We start from the raw sequence: 19,225 nt of genomic DNA, 5'->3' as shown, positions 1-19,225 counted from the left end.
CAATATGCTTCGTTTTGTTACCGCTTCCCCGGTTTCCTATGAGCTCACCGGTATGGTGGGTTTTGCAGAGCGTTTCACTATCGGCGCGGGTTACAGGTTTAGCGAAAGTATCAGCGGTCTATTCTTGTTCAATATCAGTGGAGGATTTGACGTAGGGTATGCTTATGAGAACGCCTTGGAAAAACCTGTTGGCGGTGTTGAAAAGGGTACCCATGAGTTATTCATGAGATTGAGAATATAGAAGTCTTGGTTTTGGATATAGCTGGCCGGTTCATAAGAGGGATCTGGCCAGTTTGTTCCTTTATATTTAGTGATCGCCCGCTCTAGGGACAGAACTATCCCTAAGAATTAAGCTATGGTGCGGCCTACCACTTTTCCACGATTGATGGTTGGGTATATCGTTAATTTTCGGCAAGGCACCCAAAAAAAAAGGATAATTGGATTTTAAGAAAATTGGCCCAAGAAAACTTTTGGGCAATCCCGAAAACGGCCAAAGAGAACACAGTCAAGAAAAAGTCCTATGTAGCCTTCCCCATTTTCTACAATCGATTATTCAGAAATAGTAATTTAGTTGAAAGTTCAAATAAACGATGATGGATGATACCTCCATCAAGTAAAAACTGGGTTGGGTCTCAAATCGCCCTAATCTTTTTTAACATGCTCATCATCGGCCACGCAGTAACATGACCTAACCATCAAATTAATGGAAAACGAATTTACAGAAGTAATGTCCGAAAGGACAGATGATGAATTGATAATTATTGTAACGGTTGAGAGGGTAAACTATAATCCGATCGCAATCAAAGCTGCAGATGTAGAAGTCGAAAAACGGAATATTAACACATCAAAATTTGAAAAAATCCGAGATAAAGCAATTGTGGAAAAAGAACTAAAGGAGAAAATCAGCTCCCTATCTGCAAATAAGAAAAACCGTTTTGTGAATTTTCTTGTGGACATCTCAATAATTGCAATATTCAATTCTTCTTTGATTTACTTTCTTGGGGATATAGAAGATTCTTTTAGATTAATTTTTCGTACAGGTCTAGCCTTTTCTCTTGGCTATTATGCATTTATGGAATCCGTCTTCCAGAAAACTTTGGGCAAGTTCTTAACTAAAACAAAAGTAGTGGATGAAAATGGAGACAAACCTAGTGGCAAACAAATTTTCACCAGAACTCTTTGCAGACTTATACCATTTGACCCATTAACATTTTTATTTGAAAGAAAAGGCTACAAGTTTCACGATTCACTTTCAAAAACAATGGTAATTAAGGATTGTTAACGTCCTGTCGAAGTGTGGCAGATAACAACAAAAGTTCAAAAAAACGATGAAACTCTACTGCTATATTCAAATGATTGTAGGTTATATTTTAATATTTATTGTTGCGCTATTTGCAACAAAACTGTTAATCATGGTCATAAAGGGCACACCAGTCACTGAAAATAGAACCATGTTTAGATACATGGTGTCGGGATATGGACTTCCGATACTTTTGGGATTTATTGTTCTCTCAGGAGCAATTATGGTAAATGGCGCCTTGAAAAATCTAAAGTCTAAATAATCGATTTTCAAAAATACTATCCGAACAATTACCAGAACATGTAACCGAACAAGTACCGAACAAGTACCGAACAAGTACCGACTAAGTGAGCGACCAAGTAACCGACCAAGTAGTGAATAGTTTGGATTTACTTATGTGGTGTATTTAGGCTGTTTTCAAATTTGATAATTCATAAATCGTAACTTAGGGTAAAGTTCAAAAAAACGATGCTTGAACAAATATTTAGTTTAGTCATAGAGATTTTAAAAGAACAGAAAAAGCCGATGATAGTCATTTCAATTTTGATCATCGTCTTATTAATTGGTTTTGCTATCTATTCTAAAGTTCAATAAAACGATTGCCAAAAGGGTTGTGTAATCCCGAAACCTAAGTCCAATATAAACGATAACTTAGAACCTTAAAATGGTAATTTTATTTGTTTAACTTGCGAATTATTAATCACATCCAGCAAGTTGTCTTCCATTAGTCTCAGAAATAATGTCCGATTGATCGGTAATGGTGACCGAACAATAATTCTTGCCCATGGTTTCGGATGTGATCAGGCAATGTGGCGATATATCTTACCTTTTCTGGAAAAGCATTTTAGGGTGTTGGTCTTTGATTATGTCGGATGTGGCAGATCTGATATTACGTGTTATGATGAAAATCGATATGGCAAATTAACGGGGTATGCCCAGGATATTATAGAAATTTGTGAGGAACTTAGTATTGAAAAAGCCATATTTATTGGTCATTCGGTCAGTTCGATGATCGGAGTATTGGCCTATATCGAAAGGCCAAAAATTTTTCGGTCGATGGTAATGATCTGCCCTTCCAGTTGCTATTTGAATACGGGTGATTATCATGGGGGGTTCGAAAAAAGCGAACTGGAAGATTTACTGGAAATGCTTGATTCGAATTATATCGAATGGGCAAACTATCTAGCACCGGTGGTAATGAAAAACCATGAAAAGTCTCACCTGTCAGAGGAATTGGCGGAAAGCTTTTGCTCGATGGACAAAAGCATTACAAAGAATTTTGCCAGGGTAACATTTTTTTCGGACAATAGAAAGGACTTGAACAAAGTGGATATTCCTTGCCTGATAGTACAATGTACGGAGGATGATATAGCAAACCAAAGAGTAGGTCAATTTGTGAAGGATAACTTGCCCAACAGTAAAATCGTCAACATGGATGCATCGGGCCATTGCCCCCATTTGAGTCATCCGCAAGAGACCATCGATGTTCTTAAAAATGAACTTTTGACCGAAAAATTCCTAGCGTAAAATGCCAGATTTTGATATGTTGCCATGCGCGGTAATCCGTATGACCCTCAAGGAATCAATAGTCGATATCAACCCATATATACTTGGGAAATTAAGCTATGGTTTAGAAGAGCTGAAAAACAATAGCATCAATTCACTTCTAAGTCCGGGAAGTAGAATCCTCTATAAAACTCATTTCTATCCCATTCTGGTCGAGAAGAATATGGTACATGAAATAGTGTTAAGCCTAATCGGAAAGGACGGAACCAAACATCCCTTTCTCTTTAATATGTCAATGGATGCCAATGACATCTTTCTCACCGGACTTTTTCTAAACAAGAGAAATGATTATGAGAGCGGACTTATCGAGGCCAAAAATGCCGCGGAAAACGCCCTGCTGAAAAATAAGGAGTTGATGATGGCCCAAAAAGAGCTAGGGCAGGTTCAAAAGAGCCTTGAGATCCAACTAAGTCAAGAAAGGAGCATTAATAAAGAGCTGCGTATCCTGAACAAAATGATTTCTCACGATTTACAGGAGCCCCTGCGAAAGATTCAGCTTTTCGCGAGCAAAACCATCTCAGAAGCAAAAAGGAAATACAGTTGGGAAGTACTGGCCCTTAATTTGAATAGGATTATCGATATTGCATTTGAGGGACACTCATTGACCAAACGTCTGCAACAATATAGTGAGCTTGAGTTTTATCCGTTAAGAAAGGCTCATTTTGATTTGAGGGGCATTATCGAATCAACAAAGGCGAAGAGCTCCATATCTACATATGGTTTTTATTATGATCTGGAAGTTGAATCGGTCTATGGCGACGAGAATAAGATAAATTTATTATTTACGGAATTGTTTGAGCTGGTAAACCGAATAAGCAGTCCAGATCATGCACAAACCTTGAGAATAACATCTCGGGTGTTTGAATCAAACGAAAATGTGCTAAACACGTTCCATAGAAAAAAATTACGAATATGTATCATCACACATTCTCAAGTAAGTGACCGAGATACCGTAAAAAGGAATAATAGTGAAAGTAGCGATCGTCGAGGTGTAGGCTTGGATCTTGCTTTCTGTGAGAAAATAACAACTCTCCATGGAGGATCGTTTAGCAGGGAGAACATCGGTCCAGAAAAAGTAAGTATGGAGATTGTACTTCCCTATGTATCGCTATAAAGGTTCTTGCTTTAAGTGCTCGGCTGGATTTCAAAACAATCAATAGATCAATATTTTTCTCTTTTAGAAAGTTCAAAAAAAGATAAATCAGAGTTCTTATATTTAAAAAAAACAGGGCGGAAAAAGGGAGAGGGTCTGCCGTATTCGTATGTCGTTAAAATTAAGGAAAAAAGAGGTATATTTATGTCGTCTAACCATTTTGATATGAACAAATATGCTATTATCAGCCCACTGATCTACGCAGAGGACGACGAAGATGACAGAATGTTTTTCGAGGAGGCGATGCAGGAAATCTATCCGGATATCGAGATGAAACTGTTTGCTAACGGAAAGATACTGATAGACTATTTTACGGACCTATCTGCCGGGGCCCTCCCCAAATTGATATTCTTGGATTTGAACATGCCCGTCATGAACGGGACCGAATGCTTGGCGGAACTTAATAAGGCCGGGTTGACCGCTAGGATCCCGGTAGTTATTTATACCACTTCATCTACCGAGGAGGAACGCCTGAAACTTCTGGATATGGGTGCGACATCTTTTTTGACCAAGGAGACATCGGTCGAACGGATGCATTCGCAATTAAGGAATCTTATCGATTCCTTGAACGAAAAGGGCTTAATCCCAAGAACGGCCTAGGGCGAAACCCTGCATTTTGGTGGCCGAATCCCGAAGTCAAAGTCTAAAAAAATGATTACCAATTGGGAGTTTTAATACGAGAACTAATCAATCAAATGTGCGAAGTCCAGAACCGAAAGTTGTGGATGGGAGAAAACTATGAACGTAAGCTTGAAGAAATAACAGAGGGAAACCCTTTTAAAAGGCCACTGGACAATTTACATAGCGTTGCCGAGATAATCTCCCACCTTACATGTTGGAGAAAAGAGACATTGATTAAACTTAGAACTGGCTCCGGAAAGATTACCGATGGTGCGGGGGAAAACTGGCTAGGGAACGAGAACTTGGTCAAGCTTGGATGGCCAACACTTTTGGATGAATACAGAAAGAGTCTGATTGAAATAATTGATTTCCTAGAGGACAAAGAAGATGATTTTCTAAATACAAAATACTATGATACTGACTTCCAAGGTAATTACGAATATCGATTTGTATTAAATGGGATGTTACATCACGATATTCACCACTTAGGGCAGATAGGTATTATAATTAAGCTCTTAAATGAGCAAAAATAATGATAGATTAAAGTTCAAATAAACGATATTATAAGACATAGATGAAAAGTAATTATAACGTTGGGGAATTAATCTATGACGCGAATATTTACGATGGTATGAACACTGACCTGACTGATCTTAAATTTTACAGGCGGTGGCTTCCAAAGGATAAGGATGCTCGTGTACTTGAGCTTTGTTGTGGCACCGGTAGATTAACTATTCCAATAGCGCGGGATGAATACGACATTTGTGGAGTGGATTTCACTTCATCAATGCTTGAACAAGCCAAAAGAAAAGCATCTGAGGCAGGACTGGAAATTGAGTTTATCCAAGCGGACATTAGAACTTTGGACCTGGGTAAAGAGTACGACCTGATTTTGATCCCTTTTAATTCAATTCATCATTTATACGAAAATGAGGATTTGTTCAAAACATTTGATGTTGTAAAAAATCATCTCAAGGAGGGCGGCCTGTTTCTACTGGATTGCTTTAATCCGAATCTTCAATACATTGTTGAGAGTGAAAAAGAACAAAAGCAAATCGCTGAATATACCACCGATGATGGAAGAGAAGTTTTCATTAAGCAGTCAATGCGGTATGAAAGTAAAACCCAGATTAACCGTATAAAATGGTATTATCATGTAAATGGTAATTTTGATTCGATTCAGAATTTGGACATGAGACTTTTTTTTCCAAAAGAATTGGATTCATACTTGGAGTTTAAGGGCCTTGAAATTGTTCATAAGTTTGGAAGTTTTAAAGAAGAACCTTTTAGTGACGCTTCAGAAAAACAGATTTTCATATGCCAATTTTTATCCAACGCCCAATGAGGGAGATTAATGGATGTTCGTTTTCGGTAACCCAGTTAAATCGAAATGATTGAATTCAAAATACTATCAAATATTAGTAACCAACAAATTCTGGACTGTTTCAATCTGTCATTTTCTGACTACTCCATCCCATTTAAGCTAAACCTCGAACAACTTGAAGCCAAAATGAATGCTGAAGACATTAATAAGGGAATTTCGATTGGGGCGTTCAGGAGGCAAAAGATGATTGGCTTTGTTCTACATGGGGAAAGAAAGATAGAGGGAGTAAAAAAAGCTTACAATGCGGGAACAGGAGTGAATCCTATTGAAAGAGGGCAAGCCCTGACAAAAAGAATGTATGATATCTTAGTGCCCGAATTTAAAAGACAGGGGTTTGATGAAGTTTTATTGGAAGTAATCTCAGATAACATTCCGGCAATTAAATCATATGAAAAGATTGGGTTTAGACATATTAGGATGTTAAATTGCTATAGTGGAGAACCTCTTGTAATGAAAATAAATGAGGAAGTAAAAATTGAACGATTTCAAAATTCAAACTTTGAGGAATTGTGTAAAATCGGGGAGATGGAACCAACTTGGCAGAATTCCTCGGTAACGATTGAAAATTTGGGAGAATATGCCTATTGCTTTCTCGCACATATTGGAAAAGAACTATGTGGTTATACAGTCCTTAATACTTCTAATGACCGGATTCTGCAAATTGCGGTAAAGAAGGACATGAGAAATAGGCTAATTGGAAGCTCCTTACTGAATTATTTATTTAAATTGACATCAAATTCTATTTCAATAATCAATATTGATGCTGACCATGACTCAATAATTCATTTTCTTGAAAGTAGAAATTTAACAAAATCGTTGAGTCAGAAAGAAATGAAATTAAAAATCCCGAAGAAATAGCAAAAATGTTCAGATGATAGGTTCGAATCGAGCGCCAACTGCTATTGAGATGTTTACTAAAGTTCAAATAAAGGATTCTCACTAGGGCCCAACAAATGCAATATTATAATCTAATTTTGGGTATATTAAAATCTTGTGTAGAGCTTTGCAAATTATATAACACTAAAAATTTTAGTGTATTGAGGTTTTCCCATAATTTACTCCTGATTAACCAGCCTATATCATTTATAGACTTATGATAACAAGGCAGAATAGCCAGATATTTTTAACTAAATATATAGTTACAACTAAAAACTTAGTTATATTTGATATGATTCTTAAATACTCATCAATAGATTTATATCAGTATGAAGGTTTTTCAAAGTTTTTTAGTGGCATTATTGATTGTCTCATGTCAAAAAGAGCCCAGGGTATATAAGGAAATTGACTTTCAGAATCCTTACAAATTCAGCTCGGAGATTAAGAATGAATTGGGTAAAGATAGTAGCTCTTGGAACTACCAAATGTCTGCACAGGCCTATGCAAACAACACGGACTACACCAACGCACTGATCCATTGGGATTTGGCAATGAACATGTCCGAGAAGGAAATGTTCAACGAGAAACAGGCCGATTCTATCAATTCAATGTACCAGCCGATAAACGCTACAGAATTCATAGTTGAACAGGCAAAATCACATAAAGTGGTAATCATCAACGAAGCACACCACAATTCAATGCACCGCGTTTTCACAAAGTCGCTACTTCAAAAACTATTCGACATAGGCTACAAAAACATCGGATTTGAAACATTGGGAAACGGAGAATATCTAGACACGGATTTAATGAAAAGAAAATATCCGGTTCAGAAAACTGGCTATTACACAAAAGACCCACAATTTGGGGATTTAGTCCGTAGAGCCCTTAAGATTGGATTTACCGTTTTTCCATATGAACAGACCAACGGTTCCAACGGTAAACCTAGAGAAATAGAACAGGCAAAGAACATCCAGAAGGTAATCGAAAAAGGACCTGAAGATAAATTTTTGATCCATTGTGGTTTCAACCATGCATTCGAGGGAGATCACGAAAGATGGGAGAAGGCCATGGCAGGCCGATTAAAGGAATATACCGGTATCGACCCGTTAACGATCGACCAAATCGAATTCAGCGAGAAAAGTAAACCGGAATATAATAATCCAATGTTGAACGCTTTGGACATTGATGAACCGTCCATACTAGTCGACCAAAGCAAAAAACCGTTCAAATATGAGGTCAAAAAGAGATGGACCGATTTGGCGGTATTCCATCCTAAAACGAAATTTATCGATGGTCGACCCGACTGGTTGTTCGATAACGGCAACCAACAGGTACATGTGAACCTTGAAGGTATTAAAATCCCTCTTCCGGTTATGATTCTTGCCTATAATAAAGGAGAAGAAATTGACAGGGGAATACCAATTGACCGCATCGAGGTGAAAAACGAAACATCCGAAACTAATCTCGCCCTAGCGAAAGGAGAATATGAAATTGTTGTTACCAATATAAACGGTGAATCAATAAGCTTCGACTTTAACGTGAATTGAGTACTGCATATAATAAGAACTTAATTAAATAATTTAGTATCATAACATTGTTAATCAGTTAAAACAATCTATTTAAGTCTCCAAGCTCCTAAAGGAAGTACTTAGGGCACACTCTACAAATGACCATGAATGCACATATTTTGTAATAAAGCCTCTTTTATTTTTTTGATTTTGTCCCTGGCTCTTACAATAGCCTGTAACCAAAATAATAAAAAGCCCCTAGATGTACTTTTAGTAGGCAATAGCAGTATTTATTACAATAATATGCCCAAAATGCTGGAACACATAGCACGCGAGAATGGACAAGAATTAAGAACAAAACTGATTGCTTTTGGTGGCTATACACTTCGGGATCACTTAAATGAAGGACTGGTCGAAAAAACCCTTGATTCACGGAGTTGGGACTTCGTAATTCTTAATGAACAAAGCACTTTGGGAGAGAATTATGTCGTGAACGGCATCCGAAGAGTAAAGGAAAGTGAGTCGTTTTATATGGCCGTAAGGGAATTTTATTCCATAATTGAAAAACGGGGTGCCAAGACGGTTATCCTATCATTGTATCCAAGAAAAAATGCCCCGGTAATCGATGGTAAAATTTTGGATTATTCATACATGAAGATTGCAAAGGAGCTAGGTATGGTAGTTGCACCTGTCAGTCAAACATGGACAGATATTTTGAAAGCTAAAAATAATTGGAAACTCTATCGGGATGATAACCTACACCCCACGCCACTCGGTTCATTTATTACAGCGAACGTTATCTTTTCCACAATCTACGACCGCAAAAGTAAACCCATAAACGGTGTAATAAAGGGCCCGTTGATAGAGTTGTTCGATGGTTTTGAAAGAAAAGATTCTATAGTCACCTTGATTGATATCAATGAATTCAAATCACGCATGATAAGTAATAAGTCATTTAGAAATAATAAAAAATTAAAGCAAATGGGCGGATATTTGTACTTAAAATATCCAAATTGAAGTTTAGGAAGGGTGCCTTTAAGTTAAAACTAAGAATGGGTTAGGCTTAATTCTAAAAAAGTTAAATATATCGATTGTAGCCTTCCCCATTTTCTACAAATGATGATTTGGAAATCGTAACTTAGGATAAAGTTCAAAAAAAGGATTTTCTGCCCGTCTAAGATTTAGTAGTTTTATACAAAAGAGATATCCATCACATGACGGATATAATTGTGGTAAGCGATTTGCCCAGACCAACAAAATATGAACAAATCGACAGAATTTTTTGACACTAAACTTGATAAAATAGAACATTATCAAAAGTTTCCTTCAATGCGTCCTTTTATTGGAGAGAATTACGGAAAGTACAATTCACGAAAAATAATGTTGGTTGCTGAAAGCCATTATTTACCACCAAAATCGACTATAAGCCAAAATCCTGAAAATTGGTATAATTCTAAACAAACAGATTTATCAAAAGAAGAAATTGCTTGGATAAACACAAGAGGTATTTTGAGTGGAGATTGGAAGCCTAATGGACATATGATATTCAGAGAGCTGAACACTCGAATGTCTGATTTTATGGATGTTAAGGAATTTAGAGCTATGACTAACGTAGCTTTTATGAATGGATTTCAAAGACCAGCACCAGAAACTGGAGATTCGATAAAAAAATTCTGTAAGCCAATTGATTATAAAATTGGAGCGCAAACTATTAATGCAGTTATTAATATTATCGAACCAGATTTAGTAATTTTTGTATCAAAACTATCTTGGGATGAATTAAGATGGAAAATTCCAAAATCGGAATTAAGAGTAAAATATGATTTTGTATGTCATCCAGGAACAGGCGGTCGATATTGGCATAACAAAAATTATGAACACGGAATGAAAAAATTTAAGTCATTAATAGAAAGTGAAGTGAATACAAACGTTTAACAACATAGAACTGAGGTAATCAAAAGTTCAAAAAAACGATTTTTATAAGCAGGTCTGATTTGAAATCAAATTCGATAAAGGAATATTATGACTGAATTAACACAGTGGATCTTATGGATATTGTCAATAGTAGTAACCATAATTACTTTCATCATCCCTTTAATAAAGGCAAAAAAAGATAATAGGTTTTTAAGATCCAGTTTAAATGTTCTTAAAGAGTCGAATAGAACGCTGTCGGAGAAAGTTTCCGAATTGACTACCAAATCAGAAATGGAGAATTTCTATATCAAGTTAAAGAATGACATTAATCTTGCTTTAGAATCCGAGAAAGAATTCAATGACTTGGATTCTAAACCTAAGAAAAAGAAAAGCTTGGCAGAAGCATTTGGGGTTGACTCCTTACAAGACTCCACAGAACGAGAGATTTGGGAATACTTTACAGATTGGCGCGTAAAAAGAAGAATTGAACTATAGTTTCAAATCTAAAAGTTCAAAAAAAGGATTCCAAAAAAATGTAGCTGTTCTGTAAATTTTCTCAACTTTTTTCTGTGCACCCTAATGCACTTTTGTAACCTAAAATGGTACACAAAAAAAGCCCGAACGCTGCCGGGCTTAAATTCTTTATTCTAATTGTAAATACTCTTTTGCTTTTAATGTTGTTTGATAAAGCAATGTAGGATTTTTTTCTAACAACCATCCTAACCCATTGTACTGTACCGAGTCGATTAGCCGTTCAACATTGTTGGATACAAATTCTTCTATAATATTAGATTGATCCGCTGATAAACCTTCTAATTCAAAAATGTCTGTTTCTTTTTTGCTAAACGGAAGTATCCAACTAAATCTTGTCCTAACATCTCCATCCACATCTTTTGGATATTCATCGTTTGGGTGAAGCTCCTTGATTAAATATCCGACATTCAGATAAAAGCTATTTGTGTATTTTGATTTCTGTAGGCCTATTACGTAAACTAAATTGTTATCCCTTTTATAAAAGAAATTACGTTTTTTCTCAAATCCTTTGTCAGCTAAAAAATTGCCAGCTATTTTTTTAAACTCCCTTTCTTCCATACTATTAATATAAGTCTAAAATTGAAACTGTAGCCTTCTCCATTTTCTACAATTGATTATTCAGAAATTATAACTTAGAGAAAAGTTCTAAAAAGCGATGACCAATGAATTGTTCTATTGTACCTCAAGAAATGTTTGACACAAATCGGGTATGAAGTAGAAACTACCATCAATTTGGGCATAAGTAGGGGCCGTTGCCAACAGCAACAACCAGAGTACTTTGTTTATTCTTTTCATCACTATTCGTTTTAGTGCCCGAAGAGGGCGGTTGATATATTGTGTTGACGAATTTGAAATAAAAAGGAAGGAATGCATAAAATCGGCTAAAAATTCACAGTCGGGAACGTTACAATTTCTAGGATTTTAAATCAATCCCTCAAATCGATGAAAATTGTGTAACACGCATTTAAGATTTTCAGCAAATGAAGTACAATTTTTATTAGGTATTGGTTTGGATACTGTTTTCTGGTTTACAGTCCATGTTTGGACAGGAGAGAAATCAAAAACCCATTGTTAACATAGATCCCGGACATGGAGGTTTTGATACTGGTGCGATTAGCATTAAAGGACTAAAGAAAAAAGACGTGGTTATAAATATTGCCAAGGAAGTTGTTCGGCTTAACCGAGAACTGTTCAGTGATTCATTGGAAATATATCTCTATCCATACTCGGACACGCTTATTTCCTTGGGTGATCCAACCAAACTTGCTAAGGCCCTAAGAGCCGATGTGTTTGTCACCATTCATTGCAATCAAGCTGTTCGGAAAGCAGCTCAAGGTATTGAAGACTTTATAAAGCAGGACGATGCCCTATCTGAATATTTTTGGCTGAGCAATTCACAATTGGTGTTAAATATGCCAGTTTTCAAGTACTCCGGGAAACTACCCAACGCCCAAGTGCCCTTTTGGAATTAGGGTTTTTGTCGAATGGGAGGAGGCAGGACACAATGGAAAGCACAGCAGTTTTGTTGATTATGCGCTGTTACTGATAAAATTTTCGAATTATGATTGAAGTTGCAAAAATCTTAGCCATGATATTTAAAAAGCTATTTCATGATGTCTACTTGACTTTTAAGGAATTTTGTAAAAAATGGAAATGTTAGATTTTAAGGCTACAGCTATTCCGACAAAAATGGTTGGCGCAGTATTTGGATGAAGATGATTTAATAGAGTAATTGTTGGTTTTGGAGAGCAGTCCTAAGAAGTTCCTGCATTGACCATTTTATATCAACTCTTTGGAGAAGAGATTTTCATAAGCTTTCAATAGAAATAGTTGTTATATGATAACTATCGCAGTACCACCTAGACCGTCACCCCATCCTCGACTTCAGCCATCAGTAATTTCTCCGGTGTAATCGGTAAGTCGCGCATACGTTTTCCCGTGGCATTGAATATGGCATTGGCAATGGAGGCCGCTACGGAGGTAATACCTAGTTCGCCAATACCTTTTATGCCCATTTGGTTGGCAATCTTATCCTCTTCGGGGAGGAAGATAACATCAACGTTTGCCATGTCCAAGTTGACCGGAACATGATAATCCGCAAAGGAGCGCGTTATGAAATTTCCGAAATTAGGCTCTACCTTGGTCTGCTCGGCGATGACCATGCCAGCACCCATAGTAAGCCCGCCAATAACTTGACCATAAGCCGTTTTTGGGTTTAATATTTTACCTGCAGAGCCCACATTTACCATCCTTTTAATCTTATACATGGCAGTATCCTTATCGACCCAAACCTCAGTGAAATTAGCACCAAATGAGAAAATGGAATGCTTTTCAAATTCGGAATCTGGTTTTGCCAAGCTTTGCGATTCGTATGAAGTTATTTGATTCATCTTTAACAATTCGGCTATTGAGACGTCTTCATCTTTGGGCACATTCCGATTCTTTTTAAGTCCCGCGATCGCGTTGTCACAGGCAGATTTGGCACCATTGCAATAGGATGCCGCACCCCATGAACCTCCTGAACCTGGAGTTATGGGAAAATCAGAATCGCCCAGTTCTACTACTACCTGTTCCAAAGGAACGTTAAAACAGTCGGATACCGTTTGTGCCAGAATAGTGTAGCTACCCGTGCCGATATCCGTTGCATCCATTTGTAGCGTGGCGGTAACGGTATCATTCGTTAAGTTCAATAATACTTTGGCGTGGGTTTCATTAAAAGGTGCCGCCCGTGCCGCTGCACTGACCCCATATCCAATAAGCCAATTCCCTTTTTTATTCGCCCTTGGTTTCTGTTGACGTTTGTTCCATCCGAATTCATCCGCACCGATAGTCAGGCATTCAACCAGCAATCGGGAGGAGAATGGCTTCTCTTGGCTTAAATCCTCCTGTGTATCATTTTTTATACGAAATTGTACGGGATCTATCTTCAGTTTCCACGCCAATTCATCCATGGCGCATTCCAAAGCAAAACTTCCCGTTGCTTCCCCGGGCGCCCGCATGGAAAAAGGTTGTTGCAAATTAAGAGGAACCAACCGCTCGGAGACGGCAGCATTGGCAACATTATACATCATCTTTGACATGGAACCGCAAGGTTCTTGAAACTCCTGTGTAGTAGAGGTATATGCCAAAGTTTCGTGTAGTAACCCCGTAAGTTCACCTGTCTTCTTAGCGCCGAGCTTAACCACTTGTATATTCGATTGGCGCAAACCTGTGTTGGTGAACATTTGTGAGCGCGTTACCGTAGCCTGAACAGGCCTACCAACCATCTTTGATGCCATCACGGCCATAATTAGGTGCCGTTCAACATTCAGTTTGGAACCGAATCCGCCACCCACATACTTGGCCACAACTCGCACATCTTTTTTTGGAATTTGAAATGTTCCTGAAATTGATATGACTGCATCCTCCACGATTTGCTGACTTGCATATACCAGTACTTTACCATTGTTCCAACTGGAGATAGTGGCATGCAGCTCCATTGGATGTTGGTGCTCGATAGGAGTATTATAGGTCTGTTCTATTATCGCATCCGCCTCGGAAAATCCTTTCTTAAGATTGCCTCGTTTATGATCGGACTCTTCTGAGGGATTGTACGCTTTATCTTTGTTCTGACCTAATATGAATCGCGCCGTAGCATCTTCCTTATATTTGAGTTTGACCAAGGAAGCCGCATATTGTGCTTGCTCGAAAGTTTCCGCCACAACGAATCCTACGTATTCCCCATAGTAATGCACTTTATTGCTTTGTAACACGGGAGCAATGCTGTCCGTTGCCAATACAGGCCGTTCTTTATCAAAAGTCTTTAATTTCTCAGCATTCTTGTAGGTTATGATTTTGAGAACACCTTTTAATTTTTCCGCTTCCGAGGTATCGATACCGATAATTTCTCCCTTGGCAATCGTGCTATTTATGCCTTGGCCATATGCTTTGTTTTCAACTTTAAATTCCGAAGCATACGTTGCTTCTCCTGTTACTTTTAAATGACCTTCGACTCTATCTATGGCGTTTCCGACGCCCGTTGCATTCTTTGTTTTCATACTAATGATTTGACATGTGTCATTGGCAATTACTCTCCTATGTTATTCGCTTGCATAAGCGCTCTAACAATGGCGTTCTTTCCCATTGGAACTTTGTATCTATTACCCTCGAACGGCTTGGCATCTTTCATAGCAAGTTCTGCCGCTTTTCCGAAATTGCTTTCAATTGGTTTTTTACCTAATAGAAACTCTTCCGCTTCGATGAGTTTCCAAGGTTTATGGGCGACGCCACCCATTGCCAATCCAATTTTTGAAATTTTTTCATCCTCGATTTGAAAACCTGCCGCAACTGATACCAAAGCGAAGGCATAACTTGAACGTTCCCTAATTTTAACGTAGGCATAGTGATTCGATAGTTCGGGTTTGGCCAAGTGAATATGTGTAATCAGTTCCCCTGGTTCCAGATTGGAATCTTTTTCTGGCTTATCTCCGGGTAAGCGATGAAAATCTTCCAAATCGATTTTTCTAGAACCTCCATCTACTTTTTGTACCTCTACCGTTGCTCCAATTGCCGCAAGTGCCACACACATGTCCGATGGATGGGTGGCAATACAGTTATCACTATATCCGAAGATTGCGTGTTGATCATTCACCCCGTTTAGCGCACCACAACCAGATTCTGGCTCGCGCTTGTTGCAGGGCATGGATGTTTCAAAAAAATAGGGACACCGTGTTCGTTGCAATAAGTTTCCACCGTTGGTAGCCATATTCCTTATTTGTGCGGTTGCTGCAGAAAGCATTGCCATTGATAAAAGTGGATAATATAACCGAATGTCTTTGTGATTGGCAGTATCTGCATTGCTTCGCATCGCACCTATAGTATAACTACCATCCTTATTTTTGCTGATGCCGTTGTATTGCAAATTTTTGACATAAATCAATTGGTCCGGTTGCTCTACGTGCTCCTTCATTAAATCCACCAAATTGGTACCACCGGACAGATAGTGAGAAGTTGTTGTAAATGCTTTTAGGGCCTCATTCCTGTTCGTTGTTCCTGTATAGGTAAATGGTCTCATATTTTTTCATTTAAAAATGCAGTCGTGGTACCTGCAATAGGGTAGCTGTTATTTTCTTTTAGCACTTTTCATTTGCATTTTGGTCGCAAATTTCCAAGTTGGCATCTCATCATCAGCAGAGTGCACCTCCTTAAATGCTTGTACGATATTATTGTAGGCCCCACAACGGCATATATTGCCAGAAAGGCGTTCTCTTATCTCTTCTTCCGAAAGCTTCAACTCTTTGCTAATATTTCTCACATCCGCTGTCACGTAGCTAGCATCACCGTCTTTGGCCTCTTGTAGCAAGGCCACAGCGGAACAAATCTGACCAGGCGTACAATAGCCACATTGGAATCCATCGTGCTTTACGAAAGCCCCCTGCATGGGATGCATTTTATCTTTTTTCGCCAACCCTTCTATGGTGAGTACATTTGCTCCCTCGCAAGTTGCTGCCAAAGTGAGGCAGGACAACTGTCGCTTACCATTCATGATGACTGTACAGGCACCGCATTGTCCGTGGTCACAGCCTTTTTTGGTGCCATTGAGTTCTAAATGTTCTCGCAAGGCGTCCAACAAACTAGTTCTGGAATCTAGCGTAAGGGAGCGATTTTTAGCATTTATTTTAAGTGACACCTGAATCTGGTTTGTTAAAAAGGAATTCTTCTTAATTTTTTCGTTCATGGCTTGACAATATTTTTGCAGGTAGAGTTGAAATTTTTGCAGGTAGAGTTGAAAGAAGGTTTACAATAACTACTATTAGGAGCATACTTTCCACAGCTAAATTTAAGGGTTTATGTAAGTAGAAGTTGACGTTATTCGTAAAAATCTTAGCCTCATAAGCTTGTGTTTCCTAAAACGTATTGTACCGCTTGGCATAGAGTACTTTATATTTGATTAAAGAAATCTGTCGAAGCAAATTGTTTAAACCTGACTTTCACGAGGTATATCCCTGATATCTGCAATCAATGATGGGAATTTTCAGAATATTTAAAATTTGCAGTTTCAAGTTTTTTTAATCGATAGCGGAGAGACGGTTAATTTTTTCATTTAAAAGATCGGCAAGGATCACTGAATTTGGCACTTTCAAATTATCTTAACTTAGTTCCGCGCATTAAGGATGTATAGATAATATGATTCATACGCAACCGTTATCTGAAAGCTGAAATGGAATAAGAAAAAAATCCATTTTATATTAACGTAGCCAACACCACATAGTCGGGTAAAATCGATTGTTGTCCAAATAAAATTGTCACGTCCGGATCGATTGTTCGTCCTTATATAATATTTAACTGATGAAAAGAGTCCTTTTAATTGCATTGATCGCATCATGTGTTCAACGCAAAAAGAAAAAAACGAATATCGGGAACTAACGGAGTTCGAAGGGCATTACGAATACATCGGGGACACGACCTTGGATCTTGTTGCTTCCGAATTTGATACGACCTCTATGCTATATTGGACAATGCCAAATACCCTCTGAGACAAATCGAGGAAGATAGTTTTGTAAACATCCGCAACCAATCCGTGGTTTTTGGGAGGGGTAAAGATGGCCGAGTGGTCAATTATAGAACGGGAGGTAGAAATTTCAAACTTCTAAGTAGAGAATTCAAGAAAGTCGAAATGTTCCCGCGAAGAGACCTATTTCATAATCCGGAGAGTTACACTTACGTAATGCCGGAACAGAAAAACGATGGCTTGGCGACGGGTGACCTCATTGAGGAAATCAGGGACACGGAACCGATCATTAAAATGGTCAAGGAAACCATAAAGGGCAAATTCCCTGAAGTACATAACATCCTTGTCCTAAAGAACGATAAATTGATTTTTGAAGAATACTTTTATGACTATGATGCCGATACTCCGCACCAATTGAGGTCCTCCAGCAAGCCATTGATCGAGGGAATACTTGGGATAGCGATCGATAAAGGGTTTATCAAGGACGAAAAGGAGAAGCTAATACCGTTTTTTGCCAAAGAATACCAAAATCTTCAAAACATGGATGAAAGAAAGAAATTACGATAGAAGATTTCTTGACCTATCGGCATGGAATGGACTGTGCCAACAACGACCCGGAAAGCAAGGGGAACGAGAAGGCAATGATGGAAAGTGAGGATTGGGTAAAACATACCATCGATCTGCCCATGGTGGCAAAGTCCGGAGATCATTCCTCATATTGCTCGGGCTGTGCACTTACATTGGGGCGTCTGGTGGAAATCGCGACCCATGAAAAAATTGAGGACTTTGCGAGGAAATATTTCTTTGGTCCTATGGGAATAACCGATTATAAATGGACTTTTGAGCCTAACCCTCCAAGCGGTACGACATTTTGCCAAATGTATATCACCCCAAGAGATTTGATAAAGATGGCAAAAATGTACAAGGATGGAGGTAGTTGGAATGGTAAGCAGATCATTCCGAAACATGGATAGACAAAACCTTTGATATGGAACAAGGGGATTATGGCTATTTGTGGGAACACAAGTATTTTGTGGTCGATGGAAAACAGTACAATTCGTATATGGCTTCAGGAAATGGAGGACAGAAAATCATATATGGCCCGAATTGGACATGGTTACCGTATTCAGGGGAGGTAATTACAATTCCTATGAACTATATGGAAAGAGTACGCCCCCCAATGAGATGATACCGGATTATATATTAAAATCGGTTCGATCGAACGATCGGTTAGAATAGGACAGGACGGAACAAAGGCCAAGTTGTAGGAATGGCCCGTGTCCGACCATAAATTAAACCCGAACGGAATGTGTTCCGCCGGTCCCTTTGGACAACATGTTCAATAGAGGTTCTTTATGAATGGGTCTATCCAGTACTCCCCTTACGATCAGATAGTCCTTGACTATCTCATCCATTTTTGGTACACAATAATCGGTTACGATGTAAATCCCATTATTTTTCATGAATTTTTTAATAACTGAGCAGTTCTGACAAGCGGAAGCTTCCAAATACTTATGTTGCACTTAGGAGCATGGTCAATGAAAGGAATAAAGATAATTATTCACTGTTTTACGTTGATCATCGCAAATATTTTTATTGAAATTTGAGAGTATAAGGGTTGCGGAGATGCGACCAAATGTTAAATTTAAAATTAATTTTCAAATGGAAATAGTAAAAGTAATCGAAGTATTAGCGACATCTGAAAAATCCTTTGATGATGCGGCTGCCAATGCGGTCAAAGAAGCTGCGAAAAGTGTAAAGAATATCCAGTCGGTGTATATTAAAGAGATGAATGCCAAAGTTGAGAACGATGCAATAGCCTCTTACGGCGTCAATGCAAAAATATCCTTTGTGGTCGATAGTCAGAAAAGCTAAGATG

General features: G+C 38.2%; 24 protein-coding genes. 18 read left to right on the top strand and 6 right to left on the bottom strand.

Translation table 11 applies throughout. The features are described 5' to 3' along the window. The 13 genes from IL356_RS20075 to IL356_RS20015 all read left to right on the top strand — a co-directional run. Window positions 1–241 (top strand): type IX secretion system membrane protein PorP/SprF (locus IL356_RS20075; RefSeq protein WP_192466582.1); only part of this gene is annotated, 241 nt, incomplete at its 5' end. Between the two features lie 462 nt (window positions 242–703). Then, window positions 704–1,282, top strand: a complete 579-nt coding sequence (locus IL356_RS20070) for an RDD family protein (protein ID WP_121848499.1) — start codon at window positions 704–706, stop codon at window positions 1,280–1,282. A gap of 130 nt (window positions 1,283–1,412) precedes the next feature. Next, complete coding sequence (locus IL356_RS20065; RefSeq protein ID WP_162987857.1) at window positions 1,413–1,562, top strand: hypothetical protein; 150 nt, start codon at window positions 1,413–1,415, stop codon at window positions 1,560–1,562. A 452-nt stretch (window positions 1,563–2,014) separates the two neighbouring features. Then, complete coding sequence (locus IL356_RS20060; RefSeq protein ID WP_192466581.1) at window positions 2,015–2,827, top strand: alpha/beta fold hydrolase; 813 nt, start codon at window positions 2,015–2,017, stop codon at window positions 2,825–2,827. Between the two features lies 1 nt (window position 2,828). Beyond that, window positions 2,829–3,980, top strand: a complete 1,152-nt coding sequence (locus IL356_RS20055; RefSeq protein WP_121848501.1) for a phytochrome family protein — start codon at window positions 2,829–2,831, stop codon at window positions 3,978–3,980. Between the two features lie 204 nt (window positions 3,981–4,184). After that, on the top strand, window positions 4,185–4,619 hold the full coding sequence (locus tag IL356_RS20050) for a response regulator (protein ID WP_162987858.1): 435 nt from the start codon (window positions 4,185–4,187) through the stop codon (window positions 4,617–4,619). 95 nt (window positions 4,620–4,714) lie between these two features. After that, the gene (locus tag IL356_RS20045) at window positions 4,715–5,173 is read left to right on the top strand and encodes a DinB family protein (protein ID WP_121848503.1); all 459 of its coding nucleotides are present in this window, start codon (window positions 4,715–4,717) and stop codon (window positions 5,171–5,173) included. 41 nt (window positions 5,174–5,214) lie between these two features. Beyond that, a complete protein-coding gene (locus tag IL356_RS20040; RefSeq protein ID WP_121848504.1) occupies window positions 5,215–5,985 on the top strand; it encodes a class I SAM-dependent methyltransferase in 771 nt (256 codons plus the stop codon). Between the two features lie 165 nt (window positions 5,986–6,150). Further along, window positions 6,151–6,882, top strand: coding sequence for a GNAT family N-acetyltransferase (locus IL356_RS20035; RefSeq protein WP_240467936.1), 732 nt, complete (start codon window positions 6,151–6,153; stop codon window positions 6,880–6,882). A 347-nt stretch (window positions 6,883–7,229) separates the two neighbouring features. Continuing rightward, window positions 7,230–8,447, top strand: a complete 1,218-nt coding sequence (locus IL356_RS20030; RefSeq protein WP_121848506.1) for a hypothetical protein — start codon at window positions 7,230–7,232, stop codon at window positions 8,445–8,447. 273 nt (window positions 8,448–8,720) lie between these two features. After that, window positions 8,721–9,425 (top strand): SGNH/GDSL hydrolase family protein, encoded by a 705-nt coding sequence (locus IL356_RS20025; RefSeq protein ID WP_162987859.1) that lies wholly within the window; start codon window positions 8,721–8,723, stop codon window positions 9,423–9,425. 243 nt (window positions 9,426–9,668) lie between these two features. Next, window positions 9,669–10,343 (top strand): hypothetical protein, encoded by a 675-nt coding sequence (locus IL356_RS20020; RefSeq protein WP_121848508.1) that lies wholly within the window; start codon window positions 9,669–9,671, stop codon window positions 10,341–10,343. Between the two features lie 87 nt (window positions 10,344–10,430). Next, window positions 10,431–10,817, top strand: a complete 387-nt coding sequence (locus tag IL356_RS20015) for a hypothetical protein (RefSeq protein WP_121848509.1) — start codon at window positions 10,431–10,433, stop codon at window positions 10,815–10,817. Window positions 10,818–10,964: 147 nt separating this feature from the next. Here the strand turns inward: IL356_RS20015 and IL356_RS20010 are convergent, their stop codons facing one another. Together IL356_RS20010 and IL356_RS20270 are read right to left on the bottom strand one after the other, a co-directional pair. Beyond that, window positions 10,965–11,414: a DUF4304 domain-containing protein gene (locus IL356_RS20010; protein WP_121848510.1), complete on the bottom strand. Its 450-nt coding sequence runs from the start codon at window positions 11,412–11,414 to the stop codon at window positions 10,965–10,967. Between the two features lie 114 nt (window positions 11,415–11,528). Continuing rightward, window positions 11,529–11,651 (bottom strand): hypothetical protein, encoded by a 123-nt coding sequence (locus tag IL356_RS20270; protein WP_262689298.1) that lies wholly within the window; start codon window positions 11,649–11,651, stop codon window positions 11,529–11,531. Window positions 11,652–11,893: 242 nt separating this feature from the next. Between IL356_RS20270 and IL356_RS20005 the strand changes: the two genes are divergently transcribed. Further along, complete coding sequence (locus IL356_RS20005) at window positions 11,894–12,328, top strand: N-acetylmuramoyl-L-alanine amidase family protein (protein WP_121848511.1); 435 nt, start codon at window positions 11,894–11,896, stop codon at window positions 12,326–12,328. A 387-nt stretch (window positions 12,329–12,715) separates the two neighbouring features. On the opposite strand, the gene IL356_RS20000 is transcribed toward IL356_RS20005, so the two are convergent. From IL356_RS20000 to IL356_RS19990, 3 genes are read right to left on the bottom strand one after another with little or no spacing between them, the layout of a single operon-like run. After that, the gene (locus IL356_RS20000; protein ID WP_121848513.1) at window positions 12,716–14,893 is read right to left on the bottom strand and encodes a xanthine dehydrogenase family protein molybdopterin-binding subunit; all 2,178 of its coding nucleotides are present in this window, start codon (window positions 14,891–14,893) and stop codon (window positions 12,716–12,718) included. 29 nt (window positions 14,894–14,922) lie between these two features. Continuing rightward, window positions 14,923–15,909, bottom strand: a complete 987-nt coding sequence (locus IL356_RS19995) for an FAD binding domain-containing protein (protein ID WP_121848514.1) — start codon at window positions 15,907–15,909, stop codon at window positions 14,923–14,925. A gap of 48 nt (window positions 15,910–15,957) precedes the next feature. Beyond that, on the bottom strand, window positions 15,958–16,524 hold the full coding sequence (locus IL356_RS19990; RefSeq protein ID WP_240467937.1) for a 2Fe-2S iron-sulfur cluster-binding protein: 567 nt from the start codon (window positions 16,522–16,524) through the stop codon (window positions 15,958–15,960). Between the two features lie 822 nt (window positions 16,525–17,346). Here IL356_RS19990 and IL356_RS20205 point away from each other — a divergent pair. The 3 genes from IL356_RS20205 to IL356_RS20195 are packed head-to-tail and all read left to right on the top strand — an operon-like array spanning window position 17,347 to window position 18,535. After that, the gene (locus IL356_RS20205; RefSeq protein WP_225621579.1) at window positions 17,347–17,913 is read left to right on the top strand and encodes a hypothetical protein; all 567 of its coding nucleotides are present in this window, start codon (window positions 17,347–17,349) and stop codon (window positions 17,911–17,913) included. 26 nt (window positions 17,914–17,939) lie between these two features. Further along, a complete protein-coding gene (locus IL356_RS20200; protein WP_240467938.1) occupies window positions 17,940–18,320 on the top strand; it encodes a serine hydrolase domain-containing protein in 381 nt (126 codons plus the stop codon). A 14-nt stretch (window positions 18,321–18,334) separates the two neighbouring features. Then, window positions 18,335–18,535 (top strand): hypothetical protein, encoded by a 201-nt coding sequence (locus tag IL356_RS20195; RefSeq protein WP_225621577.1) that lies wholly within the window; start codon window positions 18,335–18,337, stop codon window positions 18,533–18,535. A gap of 103 nt (window positions 18,536–18,638) precedes the next feature. On the opposite strand, the gene IL356_RS19980 is transcribed toward IL356_RS20195, so the two are convergent. Continuing rightward, entirely contained in the window at window positions 18,639–18,809 is a 171-nt protein-coding gene (locus IL356_RS19980) for a hypothetical protein (protein WP_162987861.1), read from the bottom strand. 199 nt (window positions 18,810–19,008) lie between these two features. Between IL356_RS19980 and IL356_RS19975 the strand changes: the two genes are divergently transcribed. Further along, window positions 19,009–19,221: a dodecin family protein gene (locus tag IL356_RS19975; protein WP_121850672.1), complete on the top strand. Its 213-nt coding sequence runs from the start codon at window positions 19,009–19,011 to the stop codon at window positions 19,219–19,221. The last annotated feature ends 4 nt before the right edge of the window (window positions 19,222–19,225 follow it).

Origin of the sequence: Euzebyella marina (assembly GCF_014855515.1) — a bacterium.
GTDB lineage: Bacteria > Bacteroidota > Bacteroidia > Flavobacteriales > Flavobacteriaceae > Euzebyella > Euzebyella marina.
Note: the sequence above shows the minus strand (reverse complement) of the source record. Positions and strands in the feature narration are given on the sequence as shown.